Annotated in this window: 11 protein-coding genes; 9 read left to right on the plus strand and 2 right to left on the minus strand. The window is 69.4% G+C overall.

The features are described 5' to 3' along the window. Positions 1–58: 58 nt before the first annotated feature. From guaB to ncot_RS03830, 4 genes are all read left to right on the plus strand, one after another. A complete protein-coding gene (gene guaB, locus ncot_RS03815; RefSeq protein ID WP_168616407.1) occupies positions 59–1558 on the plus strand; it encodes an IMP dehydrogenase in 1500 nt (499 codons plus the stop codon). A 95-nt stretch (positions 1559–1653) separates the two neighbouring features. Continuing rightward, positions 1654–2760 (plus strand): GuaB3 family IMP dehydrogenase-related protein, encoded by a 1107-nt coding sequence (locus ncot_RS03820; RefSeq protein WP_168616408.1) that lies wholly within the window; start codon positions 1654–1656, stop codon positions 2758–2760. Continuing rightward, positions 2757–3554, plus strand: a complete 798-nt coding sequence (locus ncot_RS03825; protein WP_168616409.1) for a carbon-nitrogen hydrolase family protein — start codon at positions 2757–2759, stop codon at positions 3552–3554. The genes ncot_RS03820 and ncot_RS03825 overlap by 4 nt, the downstream gene beginning before the upstream one ends. Before the next feature lie 81 nt (positions 3555–3635). Further along, positions 3636–5363 carry a glycerol-3-phosphate dehydrogenase/oxidase gene (locus ncot_RS03830; protein WP_168616410.1) on the plus strand — a complete coding sequence of 576 codons (1728 nt, stop codon included), beginning with the start codon at positions 3636–3638 and terminating at the stop codon, positions 5361–5363. A gap of 45 nt (positions 5364–5408) precedes the next feature. On the opposite strand, the gene ncot_RS03835 is transcribed toward ncot_RS03830, so the two are convergent. Further along, a complete protein-coding gene (locus ncot_RS03835; RefSeq protein WP_240938049.1) occupies positions 5409–6308 on the minus strand; it encodes an SDR family NAD(P)-dependent oxidoreductase in 900 nt (299 codons plus the stop codon). Positions 6309–6482: 174 nt separating this feature from the next. On the opposite strand from ncot_RS03835, the gene ncot_RS03840 reads away from it, so the two are divergent. From ncot_RS03840 to ncot_RS03860, 5 genes are all read left to right on the plus strand, one after another. Further along, positions 6483–8099: a succinic semialdehyde dehydrogenase gene (locus ncot_RS03840; protein ID WP_168616412.1), complete on the plus strand. Its 1617-nt coding sequence runs from the start codon at positions 6483–6485 to the stop codon at positions 8097–8099. Then, complete coding sequence (locus tag ncot_RS03845; RefSeq protein ID WP_168616413.1) at positions 8096–9817, plus strand: GMC family oxidoreductase; 1722 nt, start codon at positions 8096–8098, stop codon at positions 9815–9817. Before ncot_RS03840 ends, ncot_RS03845 begins: the two co-directional genes overlap by 4 nt. 317 nt (positions 9818–10134) lie before the next feature. Next, a complete protein-coding gene (gene guaA / locus ncot_RS03850; protein WP_168616414.1) occupies positions 10135–11715 on the plus strand; it encodes a glutamine-hydrolyzing GMP synthase in 1581 nt (526 codons plus the stop codon). Between the two features lie 489 nt (positions 11716–12204). Continuing rightward, positions 12205–13335 (plus strand): ECF transporter S component, encoded by a 1131-nt coding sequence (locus ncot_RS03855; RefSeq protein WP_168616415.1) that lies wholly within the window; start codon positions 12205–12207, stop codon positions 13333–13335. Positions 13336–13484: 149 nt separating this feature from the next. Then, positions 13485–13757, plus strand: coding sequence for a GNAT family N-acetyltransferase (locus ncot_RS03860; protein WP_168616416.1), 273 nt, complete (start codon positions 13485–13487; stop codon positions 13755–13757). 164 nt (positions 13758–13921) lie between these two features. Here ncot_RS03860 and ncot_RS03865 read toward each other — a convergent pair whose 3' ends face one another. After that, the gene (locus tag ncot_RS03865; protein ID WP_240938050.1) at positions 13922–14998 is read right to left on the minus strand and encodes a TerC family protein; all 1077 of its coding nucleotides are present in this window, start codon (positions 14996–14998) and stop codon (positions 13922–13924) included. Between the last annotated feature and the right edge of the window lie 84 nt (positions 14999–15082).

Below are 15082 nucleotides of genomic sequence, written 5' to 3' on the forward strand. Positions count from 1 at the left end.
GTCCGGCGGTGTGGTTCCCGCTGCGCGCGTTCCTCGGGTGGGTCGATACGATGGGCGAGTGGAGCTCCCAGACAAGTTTGCCGCCCTTGGACTGACCTACGACGACGTGCTGCTGCTGCCGGGGGAGTCCGACATGGCTCCCGCCGACATCGACACCACGTCGCGCCTGACGCGGGAGATCTCGCTGAAGGTGCCGCTCGTCTCCGCGGCCATGGACACCGTCACCGAGTCGCGGATGGCGATCGCGATGGCTCGTGAGGGCGGCCTCGGCGTGCTGCACCGCAACCTGTCCCTCGACGACCAGGCCTACCAGGTCGACCTGGTCAAGCGGACCCAGACCGGGATCATCTCCAACCCGATCACCATCGGTCCCGACGCGACGCTGGAGGAGCTCGACCGGATCTGCGGCGAGTACCGCGTCTCCGGCCTCCCCGTCGTCGATCCCGACAACAAGCTCCTCGGCATCATCACCAACCGCGACCTGCGCTTCACGCCCGTTGCGGAGTGGGCCACCACCAAGGTCAACGAGGTGATGACCACCCACCCGCTGTTCACCGGCCCGGTCGGCATCTCCCGTGAGGACGCGACCGCGCTGCTGCGCCAGCACAAGCGCGAGCGGCTTCCCCTGGTCGACGAGACGGGGCGGCTCGGCGGCCTGATCACGGTCAAGGACTTCGTGAAGTCCGAGCAGTTCCCCCACGCCTCCAAGGATGCTGACGGCCGGCTCATGGTCGGTGCCGCGATCGGCTACTTCGGTGACGCGTGGGAGCGGGCCTCCCTGTTGATCGAGGCCGGTGTCGACGTGCTCGTCGCCGACACCGCCCACGGCCACGTGTCGCTGCTGCTCGACATGGTGCGCCGGCTCAAGACCGATCCGGCCACCAAGCACGTCCAGGTGATCGGCGGCAACGTCGCGACCCGGGCCGGCGCCCAGGCGTTCGTCGACGCCGGTGCCGATGCGGTCAAGGTCGGCTTCGGCCCCGGCTCCATCTGCACGACGCGCGTGGTCACCGGCTGCGGTGTCCCGCAGATCACCGCCGTCCACGAGGCCTCGCTGGCCTGCCAGCCGGCCGGCGTGCCCGTCATCGCCGATGGTGGCCTGCAGCAGTCGGGTGACATCGCCAAGGCGCTGGTCGCCGGCGCCGAGACCGTCATGCTCGGCTCCCTGCTGGCTGGTTGTGAGGAGTCGCCCGGAGAGCTGGTCTTCGTCAACGGCAAGCAGTTCAAGGCCTACCGCGGCATGGGGTCGCTGGGTGCGATGAGCAGCCGCGGCAAGAAGTCCTACTCCAAGGACCGCTACTTCCAGGCCGAGGTCACCAGCGACGACAAGATCGTGCCCGAGGGTGTCGAGGGCCAGGTCGCCTACCGCGGACCGCTCGCCGCCGTGGCCCACCAGCTCGTCGGCGGCCTGAACCAGTCGATGTTCTACATCGGTGCGCGCACGATCCCGGAGCTGCAGGAGAAGGGGAAGTTCGTGCGGATCACCTCCGCCTCGCTCAAGGAGAGCCACCCCCACGACATCCAGATGACGGTCGAGGCCCCCAACTACAACCGCTGACCCCGCGAACGGTGGATTCTTGCTGCGCGAACGGTGGATTCTTGTCGTCCGAGCCGGCAATTCTTGTCGGTCCGCGCAGCGGATAGGCTGGACCCGTGACTGAGATCGAGATCGGCAAGGCCAAGCGTGCCCGGCGCGCGTACTCCTTCGACGACATCGCCATCGTGCCCTCGCGGCGCACGCGCGATCCCGAAGAGGTCAGCGTGGCGTGGCAGATCGACGCCTATCGCTTCGAGCTTCCCGTCCTGGCCGCGCCGATGGACTCGGTGATGTCCCCGGAGACCGCGATCGCCTTCGGCAAGCACGGCGGGCTGGGCGTGCTCGACCTCGAAGGCCTCTGGACCCGGTACGACGACCCGTCGCCGTTGCTGGAGGAGGTCGCCGGGCTCCGTGGGGTCCAGGCCACCCAGCGGCTGCAGGAGATCTACGCCGAGCCGGTCAAGGCTGAGCTGATCACCGCCCGGCTCAAGCAGATGCGTGACTCCGGGGTGACCGTCGCCGGGTCCCTCTCGCCGCAACGCACCAAGGAGTTCGCCAAGACCGTGGTCGACGCCGGGGTCGACATGTTCGTGATCCGCGGTACGACGGTCTCGGCCGAGCACGTGTCCAGCCAGGCCGAGCCGTTGAACCTCAAGGAGTTCATCTACGAGCTCGACGTTCCCGTCATCGTCGGCGGCTGTGCCACCTACCAGGCGGCGCTGCACCTCATGCGCACCGGTGCGGCCGGGGTGCTCGTCGGCTTCGGCGGCGGCGCCGCCCACACCACCCGCACCGTTCTCGGCGTCGCGGTGCCGATGGCCTCCGCCGTCGCCGACGTGGCGGCAGCCCGCCGCGACTACCTCGACGAGTCCGGGGGCCGCTACGTGCACGTGATCGCCGACGGCTCGATCGGTCGCTCCGGCGACATCGCCAAGGCGGTCGCCTGCGGTGCGGATGCGGTCATGGTGGGGTCGCCCTTCGCGCGCGCCGACGAGGCTCCGGGCCACGGCTTCCACTGGGGTGCCGAGGCCTGGCACGGCAAGCTTCCGCGTGGTGAGCGCGTCGAGTTCGGCACGATCGGCTCCCTCGAGGAGATCCTCTTCGGGCCCTCACGGGTGGCCGACGGCACGATGAACCTGATCGGCGCCCTGAAGCGGTCGATGGCCACCACGGGCTACACCGAGCTCAAGGAGTTCCAGCGGGTCGAGGTCGTCGTCGGGTGACCTTGCTGGTCGCCGCCGCCCAGGCCGCATCGCTCGATGGAGACCTGCCCGGAAATGTCGCCAGGGCCGCCGAGCTCGTCGAGCTGGCGGCGTCGCAGGGCGCGCGTCTCGTCGTGCTCCCGGAGGCGTTCCTGACCGGCTACTCCGAGGCCTCGTTCGCTGCCGATCTACCCCACGAGGACTCGCTCGGGGAACCCTGGTCGGCACCCCTGCGACAGGCGGCGGCCGATGGGGACTGCGTCGTCGTGGTGAGCACGCCCCTGCAGCGGGCCACCGTCAAGACCCTGTCCCTGTTGGTGATCCGGCCCTCCGGCGAGGTGAGCGCGCCCTACGACAAGCAACACCTCTCCGGCTACGAGCGCGACCACTTCCTGCCCGGCGACCACGGTGCCTCGATCACCGTCGACGGGATCGAGCTCGGCCTGAGCATCTGCTACGACGGCTGCTTCCCCGAGCATGCGCGAGCGGCCGCCGAGGACGGCGCGATCGGCTACCTCAACTCCGCGGCGTACTTCCCGGGCGGTGAGCACCGCCGCGACGTCTACTACCCGGCCCGAGCTGTCGAGAACGGCATGTACGTCGTGTTCTCCGGCCTGACCGGGCGGTGCGGCCCGAGTGAGTTCATCGGTGGTTCAGCGGTCTATGACCCCGAGGGCAGGCCGCTCTCCCGTCTCGGTGCCGACCCGGGCATCGCGTTCGCCGAGATCGACCCGGAGCTGGTGCACGAGACCCGCAGCCAGCACCCCATGCTGGTCGAGCACCGGGACACCCTGGGCCCACGCGTGCGCGCCTGAAGGCAACGTCCCGATGCGCGACCGGTGGCACTCGCTCCCGCGACGAACCCAACGCGGCCAGGGGCCTGTCACACTGGCCGCATGACCCAGCCCGGGGCCATCAGCCCGCAGTCCCGCACCGACGCCCTCGAAGCCTTGGCGGCCTCGGCCGACCACGGCGCCGAGCTCGACGTGCTCGTGGTCGGCGGGGGAGTGGTGGGCGCCGGCACCGCCTTGGACTCCGTCACCCGCGGCCTGTCCACGGGCCTGATCGAGCAACGTGACTTCGCCTCCGGCACGTCGAGTCGCAGCAGCAAGCTGATCCACGGTGGCCTGCGCTACCTGGAGATGCTCGACTTCGGCCTCGTGCGTGAGGCGCTCGAGGAGCGCGGCCTGCTCCTGACCCGGCTGGCTCCCCACCTGGTCCGCCCGGTGCCCTTCCTCTACCCGTTGCACAAGAGCATCGAGCGGCCCTACGTCGGCGCCGGGCTGGTGCTCTACGACGCGATGGCGATGGCCGGCAAGTACGACATGGGCGTGCCGAAGCACAAGCACCTCTTCCGCCGCCAGGTCGCCCGCATCGCGCCAGACCTGAGGACCGAGTCGATGACCGGGGCGATCCGCTACTACGACTGCCAGGTCGACGATGCGCGGTTGGTGATGACGATCGCGCGCACAGCGGCCACGCACGGCGCCCACGTGGCCACCCGCACCAAGGTGGTCGGCTTCGTCCGCGAGGGCGAGCGCGTGGTCGGAGTGAGGGCGAAGGACCTCGAGACCGGGCGTGAGATCGAGGTCCGCGCCCGGGTGGTGGTCAACGCTGCCGGGGTCTGGACCGACGAGATCCAGGAGATGGTCGGTGGGCGAGGATCGCTCAACGTCCAAGCCAGCAAGGGGATCCACCTCGTCGTCCCCCGGGACCGGATCCGTTCCGAGGCGGGATTCATCACCAAGACCGAGAAGTCGGTGCTGTTCGTGATCCCGTGGGGGCGGCACTGGATCATCGGCACCACCGACACCGCCTGGGACCTCGACAAGGCCCACCCCGCGGCGTCGAAGGCCGACATCGACTACCTGCTCGCCCACGTGAACACCATCCTGCGCGAACCACTCGACCACGACGACGTCGAGGGCGTCTACGCAGGGTTGCGACCGCTGCTGCGGGGCGAGTCGGAGCCGACGTCACGGATCTCCCGTGAGCACACGGTCGTCACGCCGGTGCCCGGCCTGGTGATGATCGCCGGCGGCAAGCTCACGACCTACCGCGTGATGGCCAGGGACGCGATCGACGCCGCCGCGCACTCGCTGAAGACCACGGTGAACCTGACCGTGCGCGACTCGATCACCGACCGGGTGCCGCTGGTGGGCGCCGACGGCTTCGAGACCCGGTCCAACCAGCGGGTCCTGCTGGCTCGGCGCAGTGGGTTGCACGTGGCGCGCATCGACCACCTCCTCGGCCGGTACGGCGGGTTGGTCGACGACCTGCTGGCCCTGGTCGCGGAGCGTCCCGAGCTGGCTCAACCGCTCGAGGGCGCCGAGGACTACCTGGCTGCCGAGGTGGTGCACGCGGTGACCCACGAGGGCGCGCAGCACCTCGACGACGTCCTGACCCGGCGTACGCGCATCTCGATCGAGATGTTCGACCGCGGAGTGGCTGCGGCCCCGCAGGTGGCCGACCTGATGGGGGCCGAGCTGGGGTGGGACGACGGCCGGCGCCACGAGGAGGTCGACCACTACCTGCGCCGGGTCGAGGCCGAGCGGCAGAGCCAGGCCAAGCTCACCGACCAGGAGGCCGACGAGGCGCGGGTCAAGGTCGCCGACATCGTCTGAGCCCAGCGACTGGACCCGCTCGGCACCCGATCGAGCCGGGGCGGCTCAGGACGTGGTGCCGCGGGCCGCAGCCGAGTCCGGGAACCTGCGGTCGGACGCGGCGAACAGGAGGTCCGAGAGCCTCGGAGCGACCAGGTTGACGATCTCGGCCACGGCACCCGGGAGCGTGTTCACGGTGAGCGGTCGGTCCTCCAACGCGTGGACCACCCTGCGGGCGGCCCGCTCGGGCGTCAGCGCCGGAAGCTTCGCGTAGGCGTCCGTGGGCGCCACCATCGCGGTGCGCACCAACGAGAAGCGCATGTTGGTGAACGTCACGTCGTCGTCCCACGTCTCCCGCCCGGCGATGCGGGAGAAGATGTCGAGCGCGGTCTTCGACGCGATGTAGGCGGCGTACTTCGGTGCCTTCACCTGGGTGCCCCAGGTGCCGACGTTCACCACGTGGCCGAAGCCCTGGGCCCGCATCGCCGGCAGCAGTCCCAGGACCAGGCGCACCGGCGCGAAGTAGTTGAGGGCCATCGTCCGCTCGAAGTCGTGCAGGCGGTCGTAGGAGAGCTCCAGCGACCGCCGTATCGAGCGGCCGGCGTTGTTGACCAGGTAGTGCACCGGGCCCTGCTCGGCCAGCACCCGCTCCACCAGGTCGCCCACGGCGTCGAGGTCGCTCAGGTCGACGGCGTACGCCGATGCGGTGCCACCGTCGGCGCGGACCCGCGCCGCGACGCGCTCCAGCTCCTCGCCCCGTCGGGCCACCAGCACGACGTGGGCGCCGCGCCGCGCGACGGCGTACGCCGTGGCCTCACCGATGCCGGAGGAGGCCCCGGTGACGAGGACGGTGCGACCGGCCAAGGGGCTCCTCGCCCGGGAGGAGCGTGGGGCCAGCCGGCGGGCGACGGGCCTGACCACGCGGCGCTGGAGGCGGGCGACGGGAGTGAGGAGAAGGGCGGTCACCCCCGTCACGCTACGGGTTCGCGACTGGCCTGCGTCGCGGCGACGTCGACCGGCAGTGCTCGGGCCGCCGAAAATCTCGGAATCCGGACGTTTACAAAGACGCGCAACGTGTAAAACATCTCATTGGTTACCGAAGGGTAGTGGGCGAGACCGCTGTCACATACGCTCGGTCCCATGAGTGCCCAGACTCCGCAGCCCGAGCCCCTCGTCGGCGGGCCCAACGACCCCGAGCACGACCCGAGCGCCTCCTACGCGCTCGAGCCGCACCACGCCGCAGCGCTGACCCGACGGATCGTCTCCACCTCGGACGAGTCGGTCCTCTCGGTCTCGCCGGTCAACGGCCAGCCGCTGGCGCACGTGCCGCAGTCCAGCGAGGACGACGTGGTCGAGGCGTTCGCACGCGCGCGCAGGGCGCAGGCGGCTTGGGCGCGCACGTCGCTCGACCACCGCGCCGAGGTGCTGCTGCGCCTGCACGACCTCGTGCTCGACCGGGAGGAAGAGATCATCGACCTGGCCGTGTGGGAGTCGGGCAAGGCGCGCAAGGACGCCTATCTCGAGGTCTACCACGTGGCGTTGACGGCGCGTTACTACGCGCGCACGATCCACGCCCACCTCGACACCCAGCGCCGTCCGGGCGTGGTCCCCGGTGTGACGCGCATCGACGTGAACTGGGTGCCGAAGGGTGTCGTCGGCATCATCTCGCCGTGGAACTACCCCTTCACGATGGCGCTGTGCGACGGCCTGCCGGCTCTCGCTGCGGGAAACGCGGTGGTCACCAAGCCCGACAGCCAGACCATGCTGACCGCCCTGCTCGGCGCCCAGCTGCTCGAGGAGGCCGGCTTCCCGAAGGACCTGTGGACGGTGGTCGCCGGTCCCGGCTCCCGGGTCGGCACCTCGCTGATCGACAAGTCCGACTACGTGTGCTTCACCGGCTCGACCACCACCGGCAAGAAGGTCGCCGCCGGCTGTGCCGAGCGGCTGATCGGCTGCTCGCTCGAGCTGGGCGGCAAGAACCCCATCCTGATCCTGCGTGACGCCGCGATCGAGAGGGCCGCCGAGGGTGCCGTGCGGGCGACGTTCTCCAACGCCGGCCAGCTCTGCGTGTCCACCGAGCGGCTCCTGGTCGCCGATCAGGTCTACGACAGGTTCGTGGAGCGCTTCGTGGCCCGCACCGAGGCGATGGTGCTCGGCCCCGGCCACGAGTGGTCCACCGACATGGGATCGCTGATCTCCCGGGACCAGCTCGACACCGTCACCGCGCACGTCGATGACGCGGTGGCCAAGGGCGCCACGGTGCTGGCGGGCGGCAGGGCTCGCCCCGACCTCGGTCCCTACTTCTACGAGCCGACCATCCTCGAGGGCGTGACGCCCGACATGACCTGCTTCGGCAACGAGACCTTCGGACCGGTCATCTCGATCTATCGCTTCCACGACGAGAACGAGGCGATCGCGAAGGCCAACGAGGGAACCTACGGCCTGAATGCGGCGATCTTCAGCCAGGACGGCAGGCGCGCCCGCGCGATCGCACGCGAGATCCGGTGCGGCACGGTCAACATCAACGAGGCGTACGGCGCCACCTTCGCCAGCGTGGCTGCCCCGATGGGTGGCATGCGCGAGTCGGGGATGGGCCGCCGCCAGGGTGCCGAGGGCATCCACCGCTACACCGAGCCGCAATCGGTCGGCACCCAACGGGTCTGGGGCTTCCGGCCGCCGAAGGGCATCTCCAACGAACGGTTTGCCAAGACACTCACCGCCAGTGCACGAGTGATGAAGAAGTTGGGACGAGCATGAGCAAGAACAACGCCGGGCACTACGACGTGCTCATCATCGGCTCCGGCTTCGGCGGCTCGGTCTCCGCACTGCGGCTGACCGAGAAGGGCTACAAGGTCGCCGTCCTGGAGGCCGGCGCCCGATTCGAGGACGACGACCTGCCGAAGACGTCCTTCGACGTGAAGAACTACATCTACGCGCCCGCCGCGGGGATGTACGGCATCCAGCGCATCGACATGGTCAAGGACTGCCTGATCGTGGCCGGCGCCGGTGTCGGCGGCGGATCGCTGGTCTACGCCAACACGCTCTACGAGCCGCTCGACGCGTTCTACCGGGACAAGTCGTGGGCCCACATCACGGACTGGAAGGCCGAGCTGGCGCCGTACTACGACCAGGCCAAGCGCATGCTCGGCGTGGTCGAGAACCCGCTCACCACCGCGTCCGACCGCGTGATGAAGGAGGTCGCCGACGAGATGGGCGTGGGCGACACCTACCACCCCACGCCCGTCGGCGTGTTCTTCGGCGGCCCTGGTCAGACCAGCGACCAGACCGTCGAGGACCCCTACTTCGGTGGCGCCGGCCCCGACCGGAACCCGTGCCGGAACTGCGGCGAGTGCATGACGGGCTGCCGCCACAACGCCAAGAACACCTTGGTCAAGAACTACCTCTACCTCGCGGAGCAGAACGGGGCCGAGGTGCACCCCTTGACCACCGTCACCAAGGTGGTGCCCAGGGCCGAGGGTGGCTACGAGATCACCGCCCGGTGGACCAAGGCAAAGCTGTCGCGCAACACCGCCACCAAGACCTTCACCGCCGACCAGGTGATCTTCTCCGCCGCGGCACTCGGCACCCAGAAGCTGCTGCACAAGCTGAAGGGTGAGGGGCACCTGCCGAGGATCTCCGACCGGCTCGGCGTGCTCACCCGCACCAACTCCGAGGCCATCCTCGGTGCCCTCGCGCCCAAGACGTCCGGCGAGGACTACACCCACGGCGTGGCCATCACCTCGTCCTGGCACCCCGACGCCGACACCCACATCGAGCCGGTCCGCTACGGCAAGGGCAGCAACTTCATGGCCCTGATGCAGACCGTGCTGGCCGATGACACCGGCACCGAGCCCCGCTGGCGCACCTGGCTCAAGGAGCTGTGGAGCCAGCGCAAGAACGCGCTGGACCTCTACGACATGAAGCACTGGTCGGAGCGCACCGTCATCGCACTGGTCATGCAGAGCCTCGACAACTCGATCACCACGGTCGGCAAGAAGACTCCCTTCGGCTGGGTGATGAGCTCGAAGCAGGGCCACGGGGAGCCCAACCCGACCTACATCCCCGTCGCCTACGAGGCCGTGCGCAAGATGGCCGAGCGCATGGGCGGCATTCCCGGGGGCAACATCGGCGAACCCTTCAACATGCCGCTGACCGCCCACTTCATCGGTGGCTGCACCATCGGCGACTCGCCGGAGACCGGTGTGGTCGACCCCTACCAGCGGATGCACAACTACCCGGGCCTGCACGTCGTCGACGGCTCGACGATCTCGGCCAACCTGGGGGTCAACCCCTCGCTGACGATCACCGCCCAGGCCGAGCGGGCGATGTCCTTCTGGCCGAACAAGGGTGAGGCTGACCCGCGACCGACCGCAGGCGAGGCCTATCAGCGGTTGGCCCCGGTTCCTCCGGTTGCCCCGGTGGTTCCCGAGTCCGCCTCGGCTGCACTCCGCCTCCCCATTGTCGGCGTGTCCTGAGGCATTCGAAAAGAATTCAAGAATGTGGTGGCTCGGGGCGTAACCCGCCCCGAGCCGTCTCGTTGAGGTGAGTGGGTCCGACAGTCATGCTCCCTCCCACGTCGGGCCCCATGTCCAAGCTCTGTCCTGCAGATGCATGGACGATCAGGGCCCGACCACCCTCCCTCCCCGGTCGGGCCCTGATGCGTTTCCGGGGGCCTCCCGCGGATCGAACCGCAGGACCGGTTCGCGGTCCGGCCGCGCCCCTCGACGTACGCCGTGGGGCCGGGCGGCACTAGACTTCCGGTTTGTCGGACATCCACCGGAAAGGCCCCTCCGTGACCCACCCCGTGACCGAGCACGACCTGGTCCTCGTCGTCGACTTCGGGGCGCAATATGCCCAGCTCATCGCTCGCCGGGTCCGTGAGGCCAGGGTCTACTCCGAGCTGGTGCCGCACACCATGCCCGTCGAGGAGATGCTGGCGCGCAACCCCAAGGCGATCATCCTCTCCGGCGGCCCCTCCTCGGTCTACGCCGACGGCGCACCGGGCATCTCCGACGAGGTGTTCACCGCCGGGGTCCCGGTCTTCGGGATGTGCTACGGGTTCCAGCTGATGGCCAAGGGCCTCGGGGGCGAGGTCTCCCACACGGGCGCTCGTGAATACGGCCGTACGCCGGTCACGGTGGGCGCCGCCGGCACCCTCCTTTCCGACATCCCCGCTGCGCACAAGGTCTGGATGTCGCACGGTGACTCGGTGACCGCCGCGCCGCCCGGGTTCGACGTGCTCGCCTCGACCGAGGTCACCCCGGTGGCCGCCTTCGAGAACCTCGAGAAGAAGCTGGCCGGCGTGCAGTGGCACCCCGAGGTCATGCACTCCGAGCACGGCCAGGCCACCCTCGAGCACTTCCTGCACGACATCGCGGGCTGCCGCCAGACCTGGACGATGGTCAACATCGTCGAGGAGCAGATCGCACGCATCGAGGAGCAGATCGGTCCCGACGGGCGGGCCATCTGTGGTCTCTCCGGCGGCGTCGACTCCGCTGTCGCCGCGGCCGTCGTGCAACGCGCCATCGGCGACCGGCTCGACTGCGTCTTCGTCGATCACGGACTGTTGCGCAAGGGTGAGGCCGAGCAGGTCGAGCGCGACTTCGTCGCCGCGACCGGGGTCAAGCTGCACGTCGTCGACGCCCAGCAGCGCTTCCTGGACGCCCTCGAGGGCGTCAGCGACCCGGAGGAGAAGCGCAAGATCATCGGGCGCGAGTTCATCCGGGTCTTCGAGGCCGCCGAGGCCGAGGTCCTCGGGGAGGCGGCGGCCGACGGCGCCAAGGTGGCCTTCCTCGTGCAGGGCACGCTCTATCCCGACGTGGTCGAGTCCGGCGGGGGCGCCGGTACCTCCAACATCAAGTCCCACCACAACGTCGGCGGCCTGCCCGAGGACCTCGAGTTCGAGCTGGTCGAGCCGTTGCGCACGCTCTTCAAGGACGAGGTCCGGCTGGTCGGGGAGCAGCTCGGCCTGCCCTCCGAGATCGTGTGGCGCCAGCCCTTCCCGGGCCCCGGCCTCGGCATCCGGATCATCGGTGCGGTCAACCAGGAGCGTCTCGACATCCTGCGCGAGGCCGACGCGATCGCCCGCGAGGAGCTCACCCGCGCCGGCCTCGACCGTGACGTGTGGCAGATGCCGGTGGTGCTGCTCGCCGACGTACGCTCCGTGGGCGTCCAGGGCGACGGCCGCACCTACGGCCACCCGATCGTGCTGCGTCCGGTCAGCTCCGAGGACGCGATGACCGCCGACTGGTCGCGGCTGCCCTACGAGGTGCTGGAGACGATCTCGACCCGCATCACCAACGAGGTGGCCGAGGTCAACCGGGTCACCCTCGACGTCACCTCGAAGCCCCCCGGCACCATCGAGTGGGAGTGACTCCACCCCACCCCTGATGCGCGAACGGGCAACTCTTGCTGTACGAACGGGCAGTTGTTGCTGCGCGAACGGACAGGTGTTGCTTCGTCGCGACAAGAGTTGCCTGTTCGAAGGGCAAGGATTGCCCGTTCGCGACGCAACGATTGACCGTTCGCGACGCAACGATTGACCGTTCGTCAGTCGAGGAGCTCGGTGCGGTCGGAGGCGAGCAGGACGGCCCCCACCAGGGATGCCCGCTCCCCGAGGACCCGGGCCTCGACAGAGGTCGCGGCGGGCCAGGGTCTCCAGCGGCCGGGGCTGATCCTCGACCTGCGCCCGTCCGTCGCAGCCTCCCGACGGGCGGGGGCACGGCCGACCTCGAGGCAGCAGCCCCGGGCGGTCGCGCGTCCGGCGGTTGCGAAAGCGCTCCGTGGAACCCATCGGCTTTGTAGACTTCACGGGCGTTCGGGCCCCGATCCGGACCTTTCCGAACGGATCGGAGGTGCATCCGTGGCACAGCACGACCCCCGGATCGCCCCGCAGGACGTGGCCGACACGCTGGATGCCCTCGCCGCTCGGCTGCAGGAGCTCCGCGCCGCAGCCGGTCTGCCGTCGTACTCCGAGATCACCGTGCGCATCGCCCGCCAGCGACGCGCTCGCGGCGTCCCCGCCGAGGAGGCACGCCCCGGACGCACCACGGTCTACGACGCCTTCCGCAGTGGACGGCGGCGCATCGATGGGGACCTGGTGGTCGAGATCGTCCGCGCGCTGGGCTGCACCGAGGACGAGGCTGCGGAGTGGGCGCGAGCCTGCCGGGTGGCACGCGTGGCCGCGGCGGGGAGCCCGGGTGCGGTCACCGGTGAGGACCGGTGGAGCGGGCCTGTCATCGAACCGGCGGGGGAGACCGTGGCGACCGTCTCCGGCACGGCGGCCGACGAGACGACGGGGGCCGACGAGACGACGGGGGCCGACGAGACGACGGCGTTGTCGCCCGGGGCGGGCCACCCGGACGGCGGGCACCCCACGCCGCTCGCCGCGATGGCCTCGCTCCGAATCGCTCACCGGTCACGGGCGGCGATCCTGGTGATCTGCCTGGCGCTGAACCTGACCGGGCGCGTCGTCGTCGACACGCTCGGCCTCTCGATCTTCCTCGACATGGTCGGCACGGCGACCGCGGCGGTGGTCCTCGGGCCGTGGTGGGGCGCCCTGGTCGGAGTCGTCACCAACCTCGCGGGTGGCGGACCGGGCAGGTGGACCATCTCGGCGCCGTTCGCCCTCGTGAACGTGGTGGGCGCGCTGGTCTGGGGGTACGGCGTACGCCGGTTCGGCTTCGGGCGGAGCATTCCGCGCTTCTTCGTGCTCAACGCGATCGTGGCGCTCGCGTGCACGCTGGTCGCCGTCCCGATCCTGGTCTTCGTGTTCGAGGGCCACACCGGACACGGTTCCGACGACGTGATCGAGAGTCTGCGCAGGATCAGCCATCACCTGGGCATCGCGGTCTTCACCGGCAACGCGATCGCCTCGCTGGTGGACAAGCTGATCAGTGGGTTCGTCGCGCTCGCTGCCGCGGAGACGATCCACGGGCGGATCCGGAGCCGCGCAGCACCGCGCTCCGACACCCCGTCGGCGGTCGATGCCTGAGGTGACACCCCCGCGGCCCCCGCAGGCACGACCGCCAGAACGAGTACCCCCTTCCTAACCCGCTCGCAGCCGGCCGTGCACCCACTCCGAACGACTCCGAACGCACAGGGCAACGCAATCCGGCTGCATCCTGCTGTCAGGATGGGCGCATGAGCGTTGACGTGCAGGACAACAAGGACCAGAACCGCTTCGAGGCCCGGATCGACGGCCAGGTGGCCGGCTTCGCCGAATACGTGCGCGAGGGGGACCGGATCACGTTCACCCACACGGAGGTCTCGGTCGAGGGCCAGGGGGTGGGGTCTGCGCTCGCCCGGCAGGCCCTCGACGCGGTGCGTGCGGAGGGCGGGCTGGTCGTCGTGCCCCGGTGCCCGTTCATCAAGGGGTGGATCGAGAAGCACCCCGACTACCAGGACCTGCTCTGACCTCCTGAGCGCTCACCGACCGGCGTCGCGCACCGGGACCACCCCCTGATGCAGGGTCAGCTCGTCCCGGCCCGGCGGTCCGGCACGAGTCGACAGGTGCGGAGTCGGCTCGTCCCGGCCCGGCGGTCCGGCCCGGTGGTCGGGTCAGATCAGCTCGCGTCGGATCAGCTCTGCGGCTCGTCCTTGTCACTGGGCGTGCGCATGGTGCTGGTCTTCGCGTCGATCTCTTCCTGGGTCATGTTCCTCGAGGCCATCAGGCTGGCCACGGCGGTGATCGCCAGGGTCAGCACGATGACGACGAGGGACAGCTCGGTCGGCACGTCGGGTGCCCAAGCGATGTGCTCGCCCCCGTTGATGAAGGGCAGCTCGTTCTCGTGCATGGCGTGCAGCACCAGCTTCACACCGATGAACAGCAGCAGGAAGGCCAGCCCGAAGGGCAGGTAGATCAGGCGCTGCAGCAGGCCACCGATGAGGAAGTAGAGCTGACGCAGGCCCATCAGCGCGAAGAGGTTCGCGGTGAAGACGAGGTAGGGGTCCTTCGTCACGCCGTAGATCGCGGGGATCGAGTCGAGCGCGAACAGCAGGTCCGTCGTGCCGAGCGTGAGCACCACGAGGAACATCGGGGTGATCAGGCGCTTGCCGTTCTCCATGGTGAAGAACTGGGTGCCGTGCCACTCCTTGGTGGCGTTGAGGTGCTTCTCGGCGAAGCGGACCACCGCGTTCTCCTCGAAGTCGTCCTCGTCGTCCTCCGCACCCTCCTTGGCGAGCTTGATCGCGGTCCAGACGAGGAACAGGCCGAAGATGTAGAAGACCCAGCTGTACTGGTTGATCGCGGCCGCGCCGAGCACGATGAAGATCGCGCGCATGACGAGCGCCAGCACGATGCCGATCATCAGCACCTTCTGCTGGTACTCCTTGGGCACGTTGAAGTTGGCCATGATCAGGATGAAGATGAACAGGTTGTCGATGGAGAGTGAGTACTCCAGCATCCAGCCCGAGAAGAACTCGAGGCCCGGGTTCGGGGAGAGCTCGTGCGGCTCGGCGAAGATGAAGAGACAGACCCCGAAGACGACCGCCATGCTCACGAAGATGGCCAGGTGCGTGCTGACCTCCTTCATGGAGGGCTCGTGCGGGCGACGGCCGATGATGGCCAGGTCGACCGTGAACACGATGACGGCCAGGGCGATGGTGAGGCCCCAGACCAGGGGACTGGCGACCGAGTCACCGATAATTGCACTCAAGGAAATTCTCCTCCGGAGTTTCGTTGCGCCATCGAGCCCCATGGGAGCGCGACGACCGGACATGGACTCCGAAGGTCTCTTCCG

Origin of the sequence: Nocardioides sp. JQ2195, assembly GCF_012272695.1 — a bacterium.
Classification (GTDB): domain Bacteria; phylum Actinomycetota; class Actinomycetes; order Propionibacteriales; family Nocardioidaceae; genus Nocardioides.

What these genes read in the sequence shown, in the direction of transcription:
- ncot_RS03845 (WP_168616413.1), top strand. Translation starts at nt 8,096, where the DNA reads ATGAGCAAGAACAACGCCGGGCACTACGACGTGCTCATCATCGGCTCC.
- ncot_RS03830 (WP_168616410.1), top strand. Translation starts at nt 3,636, where the DNA reads ATGACCCAGCCCGGGGCCATCAGCCCGCAGTCCCGCACCGACGCCCTC.
- ncot_RS03860 (WP_168616416.1), top strand. Translation starts at nt 13,485, where the DNA reads ATGAGCGTTGACGTGCAGGACAACAAGGACCAGAACCGCTTCGAGGCC.
- ncot_RS03840 (WP_168616412.1), top strand. Translation starts at nt 6,483, where the DNA reads ATGAGTGCCCAGACTCCGCAGCCCGAGCCCCTCGTCGGCGGGCCCAAC.